Genomic DNA, 14,796 nt, shown 5'->3' with positions numbered 1-14,796 from the left:
GCCGTCATCGAACCGCCGTCTGCCCCATCTCGTCCTCGCCCCCCAATCCCTAAGCCTGCGCAGACGCCCAGCGCGAAACAACTGGCAGAGCTTATCGGGTAGACCGCCAACGCAGCAGACGACAAGATTAGGGTTGCAACGGTATTCACCGTTCTGAGCCGGACAGCAGCCGTAGCGCAAGCCGACAGCTGCGCATCACCACGGCACGTCGACTTCCGCTGCCATCAGCATGTTCCCGAGCCGCTCGGCGCCCGGTCCCGGCCTACCCGAGGCATCGAAAGCCGTCATCGACTGAACAAGCCCGGAGCCGTTGTCTACCAACACCCCGATCTCGGAGACCACACGCCCGGTCACACTGCGCCGAAGGTGGATCAGCACTTGCACAGCTCCCCGCAGCTGCGCGTGCAGACTGCATCGGTCGAGTCCGCCGAGCGAGGCCAACGCCTCCAACCGAGCGGGGACCTCAGCAACAGCGTTAGCGTGAACCGTGCCCGCGCCGCCCTCATGACCCGTGTTTAGCGCAGCCAGCAAGTCGACGACCTCGCTACCGCGAACTTCTCCGACGATAAGCCTGTCTGGCCGCATCCTTAGTGCCTGTCGTACCAGCTCCCGAAGTTCGATACTTCCGGCGCCTTCTACGTTCTCGGGCCGGGCTACCAGACGAACAACATGCGGGTGATTGGGGCGTAGCTCGCCCGCATCTTCGACCGTGACGATGCGCTCGCTCTCCGGCACTGCACCCAAAAGCGCCGCCAACAGCGTGGTTTTGCCGGTCCCGGTCCCGCCCGACACCAGAAAAGCCAGTCGGGCCTGGATCACCGCCCTTAAGGCCGGAAGCACGAGACCCGGGAAGGTCCCTTGATGCTGCAGCGCCGCCAGGTCGTAGCGAGTGGGGCGCAATACGCGCAACGAGAGGCAGGTTCCAGAGGCGGCCATCGGCGCCAGAACCGCGTGCAAGCGGGTGCCGTCAGCGAGGCTGGCGTCGACGTAGGGGTGTGCGTCATCCAGTCTGCGATCGGCGGCGGCGGCAAGCCTGCGGGCCAACCGCGCCACCGCTTCTTCGCCAGAGAAGGTGACACTCACTCGTTCCCAGCCGTCACCGCGGTCGACGCGGACATCGTCTGGTCCGTTGACCACCACGTCTGTGGTCAACGGGTCGCTCAACAATGAGGTCAAGGGCCCAGCGCCGACCAACTCTCGCAACAGCATGCGGATGAGCCGGAGCATTTCGGCATCGCTTACCAGCACGCCCGTTTCTGCCCGTACCGCCCGCGCAACAGAGGCCGACGTCAGCGAACCTCCTTCGCCAGCAAGGCGAGCCTGGACGCGTTCCACGAGCCCTGCGGGGATCCCCGCCGACGCATTTCGGTCGTCACGAACGCCCTCAGGTATATCGACATGTAAAGCAGCCGCTGTCACCGGCGTTGCCCCACAATTTGGTCAAGATGAACGAGAACCTGAGCTGCTGCCCGGCCCAGCGGGCTACGGGCATCACTCCCCGGCAGCCTTCCCTGCTCGAGGTCGCGCGCGAGGTTGGGTTGCGGCCGCATCTGGCAAACAAGCGGCAGGCCCAGCACTTCGGCAACATCGTCTGCGCCGAGTCCGCCGGGCGCCGGACCGCGCACAACCACCGCGATTTCGGTGTTGTGGCGCGAGATTCTGTTCAACAACCGTCGCGCGGCAAAACAGGACGCGAGATCGGCTGGCGTCACGAGGATGACCGCATCGGCCCTTTGCAACGCTCGATCGGATACCGGGTCCGGGGTCCGCGGCAGATCTACCACTGCCAGTTCCCCTGCGCGCCGGCTCGCATCGAGCACGACGTCCAGCACGTCTGGGGAGACGTTCACTTCAAGGTCGCGATTGTGGGCAAGAACGGACAGGACTCCGCGCAGTGGAGCGGGACCGGCCATCCGGAGGGACCGCCGTTGGGTGATCCCTGGAACGCAGGGCAGGGCGGAATGCAGGGCCTCCACGGGCACGCGACCCGAGGGGGCCGCGAGATCATCCCACCGGACGCCGGAAGCAGCCTCGATGCCGAGCAACAAATCCAGCCCTGCGCCCCATTGGTCGCAGTCGGCCAGCAGCACCGACTTCCCAGTCTTCAGACCAGCAACCGCTACGGCAGCCGCCAGCACCGACGCCCCCGCACCACCCCGCCCACCGATGAATGCCACCAGCGGCCCGTCATCCGGACCGCGCTCCAACGCGTCGGCGACGGCCGCCACGAGGGCTTCCTCGTCCATGGGGAGCACCAGCGTCCGCTCCACACCGAGGACAACGCACTGCTCCCAGATCGGGGCGGCCAGCTCGTCATGGCTGACCACCACCACACCCGGACGTCGAGGCATCCCCGAAGCGATTGCAAACCGGATGGCAGCCGCGTCAATGACGACCATCGGGGCCGCCCGCCACACGGTCTTGGAAGTGGGGGCTGTAGCGTGTGCCACCTCCACCCCGGCGGCCGCGGCCACTCGGAGCAGGTCATCGAGCAAGGACGGATCTTCGGTGATGACGAGTGGCCGGTGCTCCATGCATACATCCCCACTGATCTTGAAAGACGGTGCAGACCGGCAGCGGCCGGTTGCATGCGTTCAGCACACCGCGAGCAATCGCGCGTTGGTGGGCTTGGACAAGATTTGTGGATGAAATTCGACTTGTGGATAGATCTCGCGTGACGCGCAGGGGCCGCACTGGGCCTCCTTGTAAGGCCCTGGGACAGGGAGAAAATAAGGGCGCCCCCCGCCAGGGGGGGTAGGCGGGGGCGCGGGGCCCGACTCGGGGGGGGTGAGTCGGACCAGGTCGGTTTCAGGGGGGTGAAACCAACTCCTTAACAGTAGCGCTCCGAACCTGCGTCGTCACGTCTAGCAATCGAATGTCACCCGATTCCTGTCTTACACACACGCAGATTCAGACCGGTCGCCTTTGCGCCTAGCTCGTATCACTCCTAAGTGTGATCACTCCTTGCCTTCGCAATCCGACAGGAGTACACCTAAATGACGGACTTCCCGTTAGCCAGGGACGGTGTGGAAGAGAAATACCGTTCACCCCGATCGGAACTCCGCGTACAGGCCCCCGGTACCCACTCACCGCCATAACCGCGGTAGGTACGTCGATGCGGGTGTTTCGCGAAACTCGCGGCCCCATTCTCGACTCAGTGGTGAAGCCTTGGTAGCCAGGACACTTGTACAGACGGCGTCGCCCCTCGAGGCGGCGCCGTCTTTCTCTTGGCGCCGTCTTTCTCTTGGCGCCGTCTTTCTCTTGGCGCCGTCTTTCTCTTGGCGCCGACACAGCTCGAGTGAAGCATCACCACCCACATTCCTCGCTCAAGTGCCCAAATCTGCGTGGTCAGCATTCACTCGGCACCAGCCAGCCAGCCACCCGGGGCCAGCCAGCCGGCCGGCGCAGCGCGCGCAGCCAGCGCAGCGCAGTCGGCGCAGCGCAGCCGGCGCAGCGCAGCCGGCACAGCCAGCCACCAACCCACTCAGCCACCCACCCACCCGGCGCAGCACACTCGGCGTTAGCTAAGGGCCATCGGTTCGGGAAGCGTTGGCGATCGAGGTCCCCTCACGTGCGCCAGCGATCAGCGCTTCACAGCAATACACCAGCCATTGAGCCAACCCGTCCTCGCTACCGGACCCGTAGGCCAGCAACAATCGCCGATAGTCTGCTTCCGTCCGAAAGAAGTGAACCTCGGGGACAGTGAGTGCTTGCTGATCCAAACCGGAGCACATGGCAGTCAAGCGGGCGGCAGCGCGGCCCACCACGCCATTGGCAGAATCAAATGGTTGCAGCGCCAACACTTCCGCGTGCACGATCGCTACCTTGATGGGGGCTGGCCACGGTGCTGATACCGCAACTGTCGCGAGGCCGGAGAGCCGCGGGCCTAGCAACGGATCCGTTGGACGCGGGCGGCCCAAACCGACTTGTGAGCCCAGATCTGCGCCAGCGAGGGTATGTAAACGGGCCAGAGCTTGGAGAGGAGCCCGTTCCCAGATTGGCGCCATAGTTGCCAGCGCCGAATTGCATCGAAGCGCCCCGGCGAGGACCGGGTCTGAAACTATCTCGGCTAAGGCATCGATCCCGGGGTCGCCGCCATCTAACGCCGCCGATGCTCTTGACGCTCGAACCGCCGCGGCAGCAGCTGATTTCGCCCAACCACGCGTATTCGCCGGGTGCCTGCGGAGTTCTGCGACGGCTCGGCGAGCCTCTTCGACCGCTTCGGCCACCCCGGTTAACGCGGCTAAATCAGGCCATTCGAGCGAGGGGTTCTTTTGCGACGACCCACTCGAGAAACTAGCTGTTGATGCGTCCGTAGGAGTTGGTGTCACGTCCACCACCGTAGACGGCATGGCCCTTTCGGGACTCTGAGGTAGTCAGGACGACAAAAGTTTCACTCCCCCACTGCACTGTCCGGACCGGCTCACATGCGAACGAGAATCGCCATGGCGATGGTGCACACTTGCTCTGCGGCCGCCCCGACAACAACAGTCTGGGGGCGGTACTCAACAATTGGAGTTATGTACCGCGAACTCAGCGCAGAGTTGCACGATCGATCAGTTGGAACGCTGACCCGAGTCGCAAAGTCACTGCTTGGAAAACAGCGTTCGGAAAGGCCTTCACCATGACTCACAGCTCACCATCTGCCGGGGACCCGACATCGGGTGCCGCATTGGACAACTTGCTCGCTGAGAACCGCACGTTTGCCCCCACGGCCGAGTTCGCCGCGCACGCGAACCTGGGCGAAGAGGCCTATGCCCGGGCGGAGGCAGACCCTGACGCCTTCTGGTCCGAACAGGCCCGCCGCTTGACGTGGATAACCCCATTCACGACCGCCCTGGACTGGTCGAACGCCCCCCATGCCCAATGGTTTGCGGACGGGACGCTGAACGTGGCGTACAACTGCGTGGACCGTCATGTGGAAGATGGCAACGGCGACCGGGTGGCCATTTACTGGGAAGGCGAGCCTGGCGATAGCCTCGCCATCACCTACTCCGACCTCTTGGCCCACGTCAGCAAAACTGCACATGCGTTAACCGCCCTGGGATTACAGGCTGGCGACCGCGTGGCGATCTACCTCCCCATGATCCCCGAGGCCGTCTATTCCATGCTGGCATGCGCGCGTCTCGGACTCACCCACACCGTCATTTTCGGGGGGTTCTCCGCCGAGGCAATTAGGTCCAGGGTCGAAGACGCCGGAGCCACCCTCATCATCACCGCGGACGGTCAGTACCGACGGGGCGAGGCTGTCTCGTTGAAGGACGCCGTCGACAAGGCCGTGGCTGCCGAAGGGTCAACCGTGGAGAATGTCCTCGTGGTCCGGCGGACAAACTTCGACATCACCTGGACCGACAAGGACGTGTGGTGGCACGAGTTGGTCGACGCCCAGCCGCACACGCATACGCCGCAAGCATTCCCCGCCGAGCAACCGTTATTCCTGCTCTATACGTCGGGCACCACCGGTAAGCCCAAAGGGATCCTGCACACCAGCGGCGGCTACCTCACCCAAACCTCCTACACCCACCATGTGACGTTCGATCACAAACCGGGCACAGACGTTTTTTGGTGCACCGCTGACATCGGCTGGGTCACCGGCCACAGCTACATCGTGTACGGCCCACTGGCCAACGGCGCAACCCAGGTGATGTACGAGGGCACCCCCAATACCCCCACGAAGGCCGACACTGGGAGATTATCGATAAGTACAAGGTCTCCATTTATTACACGGCGCCGACCTTGATCCGCACCTTCATGAAGTGGGGCGCCGAGATCCCCGCGAAGTACTCCCTTGCATCGTTGCGGGTGCTCGGTTCAGTAGGCGAACCGATCAATCCCGAGGCGTGGATGTGGTACCGGGAGATGATCGGGCACGGGAATTGTCCGATCGTCGACACGTGGTGGCAGACCGAAACGGGCGCCACCATGATCTCCCCCCTCCCCGGCGTGACCGCCACGAAGCCCGGATCCGCGATGCTGCCGCTTCCAGGAATCAGCGCCAAAATCGTCAACGAAGAGGGCGTCCCCGTCGGTAAAGGCGAGGGCGGCTATCTGGTGATCGACCGCCCTTGGCCGTCCATGCTCCGCACCATCTGGGGAGATGACGAGCGGTTTAGAGACACCTACTGGTCTCGTTTTGCTGATCAGGGTTATTACTTCGCTGGCGACGGCGCCAAATACGACAGTGACGGCGCGCTGTGGGTTCTAGGCCGAGTCGACGACGTGATGAACGTCTCCGGGCACCGGATTTCCACCACCGAGGTCGAGTCGGCCTTGGTGTCGCACCCTTCTGTCGCCGAGGCGGCGGTAGTTGGTGCAACAGATGCGATGACGGGTCAAGGCATCGTTGCCTTCGTCATCTTGCGCGGTTCAGCGTCTACCGCCGACAACGAAGCCCTGATCGTCGAGTTGAGAAACCATGTGGGACAAGAGATCGGACCAATCGCCAAACCACGGCAGGTCCTCATCGTTCCCGAGCTTCCCAAAACTCGGTCCGGCAAAATCATGCGGCGACTGCTCCGCGACGTAGCTGAGGGCCGCGACCTCGGCGACGTCAGCACGTTGCAAGATTCCGGCGTGATGGGCCTCATCAACACCGGGCTCGCTGCGGGAAAGCAGGACTGAAGGCACGCGAGGCGTAGTTCTGCTTGATCGGGGTATAGATCCTCACGTTCCCGCGCTCTTCGGATCGCGGGCGGACGTGGCACGATAGGTCACGGCAGCACAACGGTGAAGACGACCACTCACGCTGCCACTCACAAGCGACATCAAGCACAACCAGAATCAATCATGTGACGCGCCACGATCAGGAGAAAAGCCCATGTCCTACCCCGGGACCAAGCCAGCGGTTTCCAACCGCACCACCACCAGCTTCTCGCAACCGTCGATTCCGCTGACGCCCGAGCTAGATGTCGATCCGCAAGGTTCTATCGGAGCTCTGGTCAAGGACGCCACCACACACGTCTCGACGCTGGTGCGCGCGGAAATTGAGCTCGCGAAGCTCGAGATCATGGCGTCGGCGAAGCAGGGCATCGTGGGAGCCGTATTTTTCATCCTCGCGGGTGTGATTGGTCTGTTCAGCCTATTTTTTATGTTCTTCTTCTTCGCCGACCTGCTCGACATCTGGCTGCCACGTTGGTCCGCCTCGCTCATCACTTGGGGCGTCATGTTGGTGATGGTCGGCGGCCTGGTGTTTCTGGGAATCAAGAAAGTAAAGAAGATCGGCAAGCCCGAACGGACGATCGCCTCTCTGCAGACCACGGCAACAACTTTGAAGGCTGCGGCTACCCACCCGGCTCCCGACACCAAGGCCTAAACGCAGCGCGCGCGCCCCGCAGCTGACACCCAACGGATCTGATGTCGCCCCCCGAAGAACACCACCAGCGTGGAAGTCAAAACGGCACTACGCCGGACCCCTCGGTGGTGCGACACTCCGGGCCGTGGCAGCATCGCGATATCAGCGCCAACGGCATCCGCTTCCACATCGCCGAGGCCGGCGATGGTCCACTTGTACTGCTGCTTCACGGTTTTGGCCAGTTTTGGTGGTCGTGGCGGCATCAGCTCACAGACCTTCCGGCCTACGGCTATCGCGTCGTGGCGGTCGACCTTCGAGGTTATGGGGACACTGACAACCCCCCTCGCGGTTACGACGCCTTCACCCTGGCGGGCGATATTTCCGGCCTGATCCGAGCCCTCGGTGAGCGTGACGCAGTGTTGGTTGGGACGGGCTTCGGCGGTATGACGGCCTTCAACACTGCCTCGATTCGGCCAGCTCAAGTCCGTGCTGTTGTCGCCATCGCTGCCGCGCATCCGCTCTCACTTGCTCGGCTGCGATGGCGCGAAATACCTGGCACCTACCAGGGGTTGTTGCGTCTCGTGCGGCTGCCTTTTTTTGCTGAACGAAAGTTTGCCGCGGGCGGTGGCGCCGGCCTGGAAAAACTTATTCGCAGGGGCAGTGGGCCGGCGTGGGCCGCGTCTGCCGAGTTTGCGCAAGCAATGCCGCGAGTCCGACAGGCGTTCCGTATCGCTGGCGCCACGCATGCAGCCGTGGAGCATCTGCGGTGGGTAGCCCGATCCCCCTGGCGCTCCGATGGCCTGCGGCACCGTGAGGCTCTAGCGCGCAGGCCGGTGTCCGCTCCCGTTCTCCACATCGGCGGTCAAGGCGACCCCGTCATCCCCGTCAGTTTGCTCGAAGAAGCGCGCGCCCTCTGCCACGGTAGCTACCGGCAGGAATGGCTTCGCGGAATCGGCCACTACCCGGCGGAGGAAGCGCCGGCAGAGGTCACCGCGCTGCTCGTGCATTTTCTACAAGAGCTCGAGGCGCTCCCCGCAGGCGGCTAGTTCAAGGGCCGCTCGTTCGCGGGCACCGCACCCTCAGTGCAGCGCACAAGCTCCTGTTGGTGCAGCGGAAGTATCAGTCAGCCCTGCCGCCACGGTGGAGGACACCTCGTCGACCGTCAGCGCAAAGCCTGTTTCCGAGTCGTCAATGGCGGAACCGAACACCACGCCAATCACGTCGCCGGCCGGGTCGAGTAGCGGTCCGCCGGAGTTGCCCGGCCGCACCTGTGCGCGCAGGATGTACACGTTCCGCTCGACCGTGCTGGTGCCGTAGATATTGGGACCCCGCAGATCGAATTCGGACCGAACGCGGGCGGGCGAGGCCGTATAGGGGCCGCCTCCGGGATAGCCGATCACGATGGCGTCATCTGCCGAATTCACCCCTTCCGTGCTGAACTTCAACGCGGGAGCCGTAAGGCCCGGAACGTAAAGAACGGCCAGATCGCGGTCGGCATCGTAGGAAACTACCGTCGCCTCAAGGATCCCTTCGGGGGTTTCGACGACAGTGCGGGTGGCGCCCCCCACCACATGCGCGTTGGTAAGCACCCGCTCGGGCCCGATCACAAAACCACTGCCCGACAACAACTTTCCGCATGTCGGGGCATTGCTGCGGATTTTGAGGACTGAAATCTGGGCAGCAGCGGCGACCGGGCCGCCTGCCAATTCGGCGTCGGGGGTGTCGACCGGTGTGATCGGAGTCGGCGCCAACGGGTCGAGAATTTGTGGGAATCCAGTGGAGTCGAGCAGGTTTCGCAGTTGCGCAGAAACGGCTGACGCACCATTGGGTAGGAGGCTGTTGATCTGGGTGAGGACCACCGAATTCCGGACGGCAGACGTCAGGGTCGGTGCAGGCACTGATGCCAGCGGCAGGGCTACCAGCCAGGCCAATGCCAGCACCGCCAACCCTTGCCCGACCGCACCCAGTGCACGGTCCGCGGCTTTCGCCGGCTTCCATGTGATCTGCTGCGAGAGCACCCGCCCGGCCCAATCGCCGAGCAGTTCACCCAGCAAAATTCCGGTGAGCAGAATGATCAGGCCGATGGCTGTGCGGCCCCACTCCGACTCACTAGCAAGAAGTTTCGGGGCGATGGTCAGGGCCAGCAGTGCGCCAAATACCGCCCCCAACAGTGACACCACCGCGGTGATGAAACCTTGGCGGAACCCAGCCCACGCTCCCGCGACAACCAAAACCACGACAATGGCGTCGATAAACGTCATCGGGTGGACCTAGTAATGCCTAGCGCGGGGTTCTGCTCAATATCTATCACGCGGTCAGTGGACCACGGCACAGCCCAACCACCCATATCGAGTACCGAGTCGACGAGGGCGCCAGTAAACCCCCATACCGTCATACCCGCGACTACAAACCCCGGACCCGTGTAGTGACGGATCCGGACTTGTACCCGGTTGGCCGGGTCTGCCAATTCGGCGATCGGCACCCGCGCCACCGAAACCGTCTCAGCGGCGTTGACCGAACGAATAGGGCCGGGGCGATGCCAATACGCCAACACCGGTTCGACAACAAAACCTGATGCGGCAAGAAAAAGTTCGGGCAACACCATGGCTGGAGTCACTCCGGCGGGGTCGAGGCCGGTCTCTTCCTGCCCTTCCCGCAGCGCCGCCATGACCGCGTCTTCGCCCACGTCAACCGCGCCGCCCGGGAAGGCCGGTTGGCCGGAGTGTGTTCGCATGCCTGCCGCACGCTGGGTCAACAGCAGATCCGGCCCGCTTGGCCCCTCCCCCAACAACATCAGCACCGCGGATCGTCGCTGCGTTTGCGTGCCCGGCCGGAATCCGCGGTCGGCCAACAATGGCACCGGTCCCGACCGGTAGCGGTGAATTAACGGCTGCATCCACGCCGGCACCGTCGCAGGGTCGGCGAGAAGCGTGGCCACTGCCGGATCGCTCACGCTATTCCAGCCAAGGCGAGCAGGTGATCACGTTCGGACCCTTTGACCAGTTCCGCGGCCACCACCGGATCGGTGGGTCCCAACCCATATGACGGGCATAGCGGCGCCAAATAGCACGCCCCGCAGGCGGGTTTGCGGGCATCACACACTCGTCGGCCGTGGTAGATCACCCGGGTCGAAAAGTCAGTCCACACCGCGGGCGGCAGCATCGCGTTGAGGTCGCGTTCCACCTTGACCGGATCTTCCTCATCTGTGAGCCCCCAGCGCCGAACGAGACGACCCAGGTGCGTATCTACTGTGATTCCTGGAATGCCAAACGCATTGCCGAGCACGACATTTGCGGTCTTGCGGCCGAAGCCGGGGAGCGTCACCAACTCCGCGAGGGTGCGAGGCACCTCGCCGTCAAACTCTTCAACGAGCGCCCGGCCCAAACCTTTCAAGGACGCAGCCTTGTTCCGGAAAAAACCGGTGGTGCGCACGTACTCCTCAAGCTCTTCCACGCTGGCCCCCGCGTAGTCGCTGGCGGTGGGATACCGGGCAAAAAGTGCTGGCGTCACCACGTTCACTCGGGCGTCCGTGCATTGAGCAGACAAAATGGTCGCCACGGAGAGTTCTAGTGGCGTCGTGAAATCCAATTCGCAGACAGCATCCGGGTAGCCGAGGGACAATTCTGCGTTGAGGCGCCTCGCCCGTCTGGTTCGTGCCAGCGGCGTGCTGGGCACCTTCGCGCGCGTCGCTTTCACAGCACAAGATTGCCATATCGGTGCGAGCAATGTGCAGAAACACTGTGCAGTCGATGGCATCTAAGCGGCCCATGGGGGATGATGCCTACATCATGACTGTGTTCCTCGTACTCCTCTTCCCCCTGATGCTGTTGGTCTTTGCCGTGCTCATGGAGCGGCTGGAAAGCAGACTGCGCAATGTCTCGATGAGCGAAGGCGATATCGAGGAATTCCTCGACCAGGCGCAGCCTGACGAGGTAAACACCTTTATCCGCGAAGGCTGGGGCCGTGCATTGGCCGTTTTCCGGCTGCGTCGCAAGCCACGTCGTGGACGGCGCGCGATCCTAGGCAGATTTAGCAAATCCTGAAACTTCTACCTGCGTTGTTGAGGTTGTTCAGCATGGCGCGGCAAGGCAACTGTGCCAATGCCCAAAACCTCCACTAGAGTGGCGCTCGGAAGCAAACGATTAGTAGCGTGATACTGGTCATACCTTGTCTGGAGGACAGGTGGAAGAGACCCTCGCAAAGGCGGGCATTTTTCAGGGCGTAGACCCGGATGCAGCCTTGGCTCTTGGTTCGCAGTTGGAGACGGTTGACTACCCCCGCGGTAGCGCGATCTTCAGCGAAGGAGAGCTCGGCGATCGGCTGTATGTAATTCTGGCTGGCAAAGTGAAACTGGGCCGCCACTCCCCCGATGGCCGGGAGAATTTGCTCGCCGTCATGGGCCCGTCGGATATGTTCGGCGAGCTTTCTGTCTTCGATCCGGGCCCGCGCACATCGACCGCCACTGCGGTTACCGACTTGCGGCTGGCCACCATGGATCGCGCTGCACTTCTCGAGTGGATCAACAAACGCCCGGAGATCGCCGAGCAGTTGCTGCGCGTGCTCGCGCGTCGGTTGCGTCGCACCAACAACGCGCTCGCTGATTTGATCTTCACTGATGTACCGGGTCGCGTCGCCAAAGCCCTTCTTCAGCTGGCCAGGCAGTTTGGCCAGTCGGAGGGAACAGCCATGCGTGTTACCCACGATCTCACCCAGGAGGAGCTGGCGCAGCTGGTCGGGGCCTCTCGCGAGACGGTCAACAAAGCGCTGGCCGATTTTGGCCATCGCGGTTGGCTACGCCTCGAAGGCAAGAGCGTCATCATCTTGGATTCCGAGCGCCTTTCGCGTCGCGCACGCTGAGGGGTAAGAAGTCCGAGTTCGCCAAGGCGGACGGTCTGGTCTTCGGCGCTGGCGCACTCGGTGTCAGCGCCGCAGGCTGAACTCCCACACGCGTCAGCGAGCATGACGAAGCACCTCAGGTGCGTGCAGATCCCGACACTGTCCGGTTCTTGAGAACCGTCACGGTGACCGCCCCCGTAACCGAGATAGCCTGGGGCAGCGCGCGCCACTGGCGTTCAAACGATTCAGGATCGACGTGCCGCGCGGATGGTCCCATCATCACCAGGTCACGCACCATTACAGGGTCCAGCGCCATCTCAAAAGTTGTCGAAACCGCGGAAACCACTTCGAGTTCCGCGGCGAAATCCCTGCCTAACTTCTCGGCTTTGCCCGCATCCACGGTCAACATCCCGAATTGACTCACCAGCTCAGTCAGGTGCGAAGGTTCGGGCGTCACTGCAATGAATACTCCACCGGGCGCCAGCAGCCTGCAAATTTCGCCTACCGACCGCGGCGCGAACACACTCAGAAGCACGCCGGCCGAGTGACTTCGGATCGGCAGGGCATCCCAAGCGTCTGCCACCACCGAGAACATTCTTGGGTGAGCCTTCGCCGCGCGACGGGCAGCTCGTACCGACGAGTCTACGGCGATGCCGTGATCTTGCTGCCTGCTATCGAGGACGCGGCCCAGGTAGTAGCCGGTGCCCGCGCCAATCTCGATCGACAGGCGGTGCGAGCCGCGGTATTCGTGCGCCACAGCGGTGACAGCATCTGAGATCGGTTGATAGAGACCGGTTTTGAGAAAGTTCGCCCTGGCGGTAACCATTTCCACAGAGTCGCCTGTATCGGTGCGGGACTTCTTCCCCAGCAACGAAAGGTAGCCCTGCTTAGCCACGTCGAAGTGGTGTCCCTGTTCGCAGATCACTCCCGACCAGTTCTGCTCTGGCTTCGCTGCCGGTGCTGGTCCTAGCGAAAAACCGCAATGCGGGCAGCGCAAATAGGCAACCACAGGGGGCAGCTCAGAGCTCATCAGAGCTTCCCTGCAGCAAAATCAGAGCCGAGCAGGTATTCCAACTGCGCCATGACGGACAAGGTGGCTGCCCCTCGCACCGCTTCGTTGATGTCGGTGTAAACGAGATCCGTCACCGCCGATGACGTCACGCTCTGCCCCTGCCCCTGCAATCGCGCGACAGCAGCGCGCACTTGATCAAGCCGCTGCGCTCTGTGCTGGCCGTACTGCTGCGCCACCTGTGCAAGGTCCGGCAGGGTCGGGCCATGGGCAGGCAGCACTAGTGCTGGGCCCAGTGCTGCGAGACGGGCCAACGATTCCAAGTACCAACCCAACCGGCCGTGCGGGTAGTCGATAACGCTGGTTCCGCGCCCGAGAATTGTGTCCCCGGTCACGACCGCGCCCGTCGGCCCGTCATCGGGCAGTACAAAACACACCGAGTCACCCGTGTGTCCCGGGGTAGCGAGTACCGAGATGGTGACACCGGCTGCAGTGATCATTTCGCCGTCGACAAGTGCTTCACCGACGTGACACTGCTCCGGATCGAGTGCGCGAACGGGCGCGCCCGTCATCGCGTGAAACACTGGTGCCGCCTCCGTGTGGTCGAGGTGGTGATGCGTGATGAGCACCAGTTCCACCGGGTATCCGCCAGCCAGTTCGGCAAGGTGGTCCGCGTCGAGCGGACCCGGGTCCACCACCACCACGCTGCGCGCGCCGGGGTGCCGAATCACGTAGGTGTTTGTGCCATCCAGCGTCATAGGCCCTGGGTTGGGAGCCAACCGGCACTCGGTGAATTCGCTGGTGCGAAAAATTGCTGACGGCGGTGTGTGGCAGTCGCCGATGGCGATCCAGACGGGGGCGCGCAACCGAAGACCGCGTCCGCCTACATCAGGGTCATCCTCACCCACGCTGTTGGGGCTGCCGTACAAAACACTCTCGTTCGAGGGCGCCGCACCCTCATGACACCAACCAACGGTGTCCGCGAAGATGTCGTCGACACAGGCAAAGGCAGAGAGTTCGCGCAGCACCGTTTCAGTAGGGCGCATCAAAGCCAGGTCCCCGGCCTCGGCTGCCGCCAACGCCCGCCCTGGCGTTCGCCAAAAGCCCTCCAGCGCTTCAGATGTCAACCCGTCCGCGTCCTGTCCAGCTGGCATTCTGGCGATAAAAAACATGGTGTCGTATCGTTTGGGAAAGTACGCAGGCGTGACCCAGCGTCCCCAGGGGCGCATCAGGTCGGACCGTAGCTGATAGCCCGCAGCGTCCAGCACGACGCCCAGCCCCGTCCGGTGCTGCGCTAGATCCTTCCGCACCGCGAGAAGCCCTGCTGCCATGGGCTTCTCAAAAGTTGGCAGCTGCTCGCCGGGCTTGCTGGCAAGCGCGACTCCCGCTTCTTCGAACAGTTCCCGCACGCCAGCGGCGAGGATAGCGCGCGCCTGCTCAGCATCGACATTCATCGCGCGCGCCCACCACGCGGCGGACGGACCCGCCCAGGGCAACGTCGCATCACGATCACTGGGGTCAACAGCGCCCCCGGGGAACACCGCCATTCCACCAGCGAACTCCATCTCCGCCACTCGCTGCAGGAGGAAAACCTCTGGGCCACCTGATGAATCGCGCAGTAGGACGACGGTCGCTGCGGGTCGGACCGGAACCACATCCC

At 63.2% G+C, this 14,796-nt stretch carries 12 protein-coding genes and 1 pseudogene; 5 read left to right on the top strand and 8 right to left on the bottom strand.

The annotated features are described in order from the left end of the window. Positions 1–195: 195 nt before the first annotated feature. From EH165_RS02235 to EH165_RS02225, 3 genes are all read right to left on the bottom strand, one after another. Positions 196–1,350, bottom strand: coding sequence for a TadA family conjugal transfer-associated ATPase (locus EH165_RS02235; protein ID WP_124800248.1), 1,155 nt, complete (start codon positions 1,348–1,350; stop codon positions 196–198). 65 nt (positions 1,351–1,415) lie between these two features. Next, on the bottom strand, positions 1,416–2,534 hold the full coding sequence (ssd, locus tag EH165_RS02230; RefSeq protein WP_124797837.1) for a septum site-determining protein Ssd: 1,119 nt from the start codon (positions 2,532–2,534) through the stop codon (positions 1,416–1,418). 990 nt (positions 2,535–3,524) lie between these two features. Beyond that, the gene (locus EH165_RS02225; RefSeq protein WP_239020663.1) at positions 3,525–4,331 is read right to left on the bottom strand and encodes a Fic family protein; all 807 of its coding nucleotides are present in this window, start codon (positions 4,329–4,331) and stop codon (positions 3,525–3,527) included. A gap of 293 nt (positions 4,332–4,624) precedes the next feature. Here EH165_RS02225 and acs point away from each other — a divergent pair. From acs to EH165_RS02210, 3 genes and pseudogenes are all read left to right on the top strand, one after another. Further along, positions 4,625–6,621, top strand: a pseudogene (gene acs, locus EH165_RS16730) (acetate--CoA ligase). Positions 6,622–6,817: 196 nt separating this feature from the next. Beyond that, positions 6,818–7,312 carry a phage holin family protein gene (locus EH165_RS02215; protein WP_124797836.1) on the top strand — a complete coding sequence of 165 codons (495 nt, stop codon included), beginning with the start codon at positions 6,818–6,820 and terminating at the stop codon, positions 7,310–7,312. 41 nt (positions 7,313–7,353) lie between these two features. Next, the gene (locus EH165_RS02210; RefSeq protein ID WP_124797835.1) at positions 7,354–8,337 is read left to right on the top strand and encodes an alpha/beta fold hydrolase; all 984 of its coding nucleotides are present in this window, start codon (positions 7,354–7,356) and stop codon (positions 8,335–8,337) included. A 33-nt stretch (positions 8,338–8,370) separates the two neighbouring features. Here the strand turns inward: EH165_RS02210 and EH165_RS02205 are convergent, their stop codons facing one another. Genes EH165_RS02205 through nth form a run of 3 tightly spaced genes read right to left on the bottom strand, consistent with a single transcriptional unit; the run spans position 8,371 to position 10,987 of the window. Then, the gene (locus EH165_RS02205; protein ID WP_124797834.1) at positions 8,371–9,552 is read right to left on the bottom strand and encodes a MarP family serine protease; all 1,182 of its coding nucleotides are present in this window, start codon (positions 9,550–9,552) and stop codon (positions 8,371–8,373) included. Continuing rightward, positions 9,549–10,244, bottom strand: coding sequence for an NUDIX hydrolase (locus EH165_RS02200; RefSeq protein ID WP_239020661.1), 696 nt, complete (start codon positions 10,242–10,244; stop codon positions 9,549–9,551). The genes EH165_RS02205 and EH165_RS02200 overlap by 4 nt, the downstream gene beginning before the upstream one ends. Further along, complete coding sequence (gene nth, locus EH165_RS02195) at positions 10,241–10,987, bottom strand: endonuclease III (RefSeq protein WP_239020660.1); 747 nt, start codon at positions 10,985–10,987, stop codon at positions 10,241–10,243. Before nth ends, EH165_RS02200 begins: the two co-directional genes overlap by 4 nt. A gap of 92 nt (positions 10,988–11,079) precedes the next feature. Between nth and EH165_RS02190 the strand changes: the two genes are divergently transcribed. Both EH165_RS02190 and EH165_RS02185 read left to right on the top strand, forming a co-directional pair. Next, a complete protein-coding gene (locus EH165_RS02190) occupies positions 11,080–11,334 on the top strand; it encodes a hypothetical protein (protein ID WP_124800245.1) in 255 nt (84 codons plus the stop codon). A gap of 139 nt (positions 11,335–11,473) precedes the next feature. Continuing rightward, positions 11,474–12,148 (top strand): Crp/Fnr family transcriptional regulator, encoded by a 675-nt coding sequence (locus EH165_RS02185; RefSeq protein WP_124797832.1) that lies wholly within the window; start codon positions 11,474–11,476, stop codon positions 12,146–12,148. A gap of 115 nt (positions 12,149–12,263) precedes the next feature. Here EH165_RS02185 and EH165_RS02180 read toward each other — a convergent pair whose 3' ends face one another. Beyond that, on the bottom strand, positions 12,264–13,157 hold the full coding sequence (locus tag EH165_RS02180; RefSeq protein ID WP_124797831.1) for a putative RNA methyltransferase: 894 nt from the start codon (positions 13,155–13,157) through the stop codon (positions 12,264–12,266). Next, positions 13,157–14,791, bottom strand: coding sequence for an MBL fold metallo-hydrolase (locus EH165_RS15290; protein WP_164479084.1), 1,635 nt, complete (start codon positions 14,789–14,791; stop codon positions 13,157–13,159). The genes EH165_RS02180 and EH165_RS15290 overlap by 1 nt, the downstream gene beginning before the upstream one ends. Positions 14,792–14,796: the final 5 nt, after the last annotated feature.

This window comes from Nakamurella antarctica, assembly GCF_003860405.1.
In the GTDB taxonomy this organism is placed as follows: Bacteria; Actinomycetota; Actinomycetes; order Mycobacteriales; family Nakamurellaceae; genus Nakamurella; species Nakamurella antarctica.
Note: the sequence above shows the minus strand (reverse complement) of the source record. Positions and strands in the feature narration are given on the sequence as shown.

Excerpts from the sequence above, each read along its gene's own strand:
- ssd (WP_124797837.1), bottom strand. The coding sequence starts at position 2,534 with ATGGAGCACCGGCCACTCGTCATCACCGAAGATCCGTCCTTGCTCGAT.
- EH165_RS02215 (WP_124797836.1), top strand. The coding sequence starts at position 6,818 with ATGTCCTACCCCGGGACCAAGCCAGCGGTTTCCAACCGCACCACCACC.
- EH165_RS02205 (WP_124797834.1), bottom strand. The coding sequence starts at position 9,552 with ATGACGTTTATCGACGCCATTGTCGTGGTTTTGGTTGTCGCGGGAGCG.
- EH165_RS02180 (WP_124797831.1), bottom strand. The coding sequence starts at position 13,157 with ATGAGCTCTGAGCTGCCCCCTGTGGTTGCCTATTTGCGCTGCCCGCAT.
- EH165_RS02210 (WP_124797835.1), top strand. The coding sequence starts at position 7,354 with ATGTCGCCCCCCGAAGAACACCACCAGCGTGGAAGTCAAAACGGCACT.
- EH165_RS02190 (WP_124800245.1), top strand. The coding sequence starts at position 11,080 with ATGACTGTGTTCCTCGTACTCCTCTTCCCCCTGATGCTGTTGGTCTTT.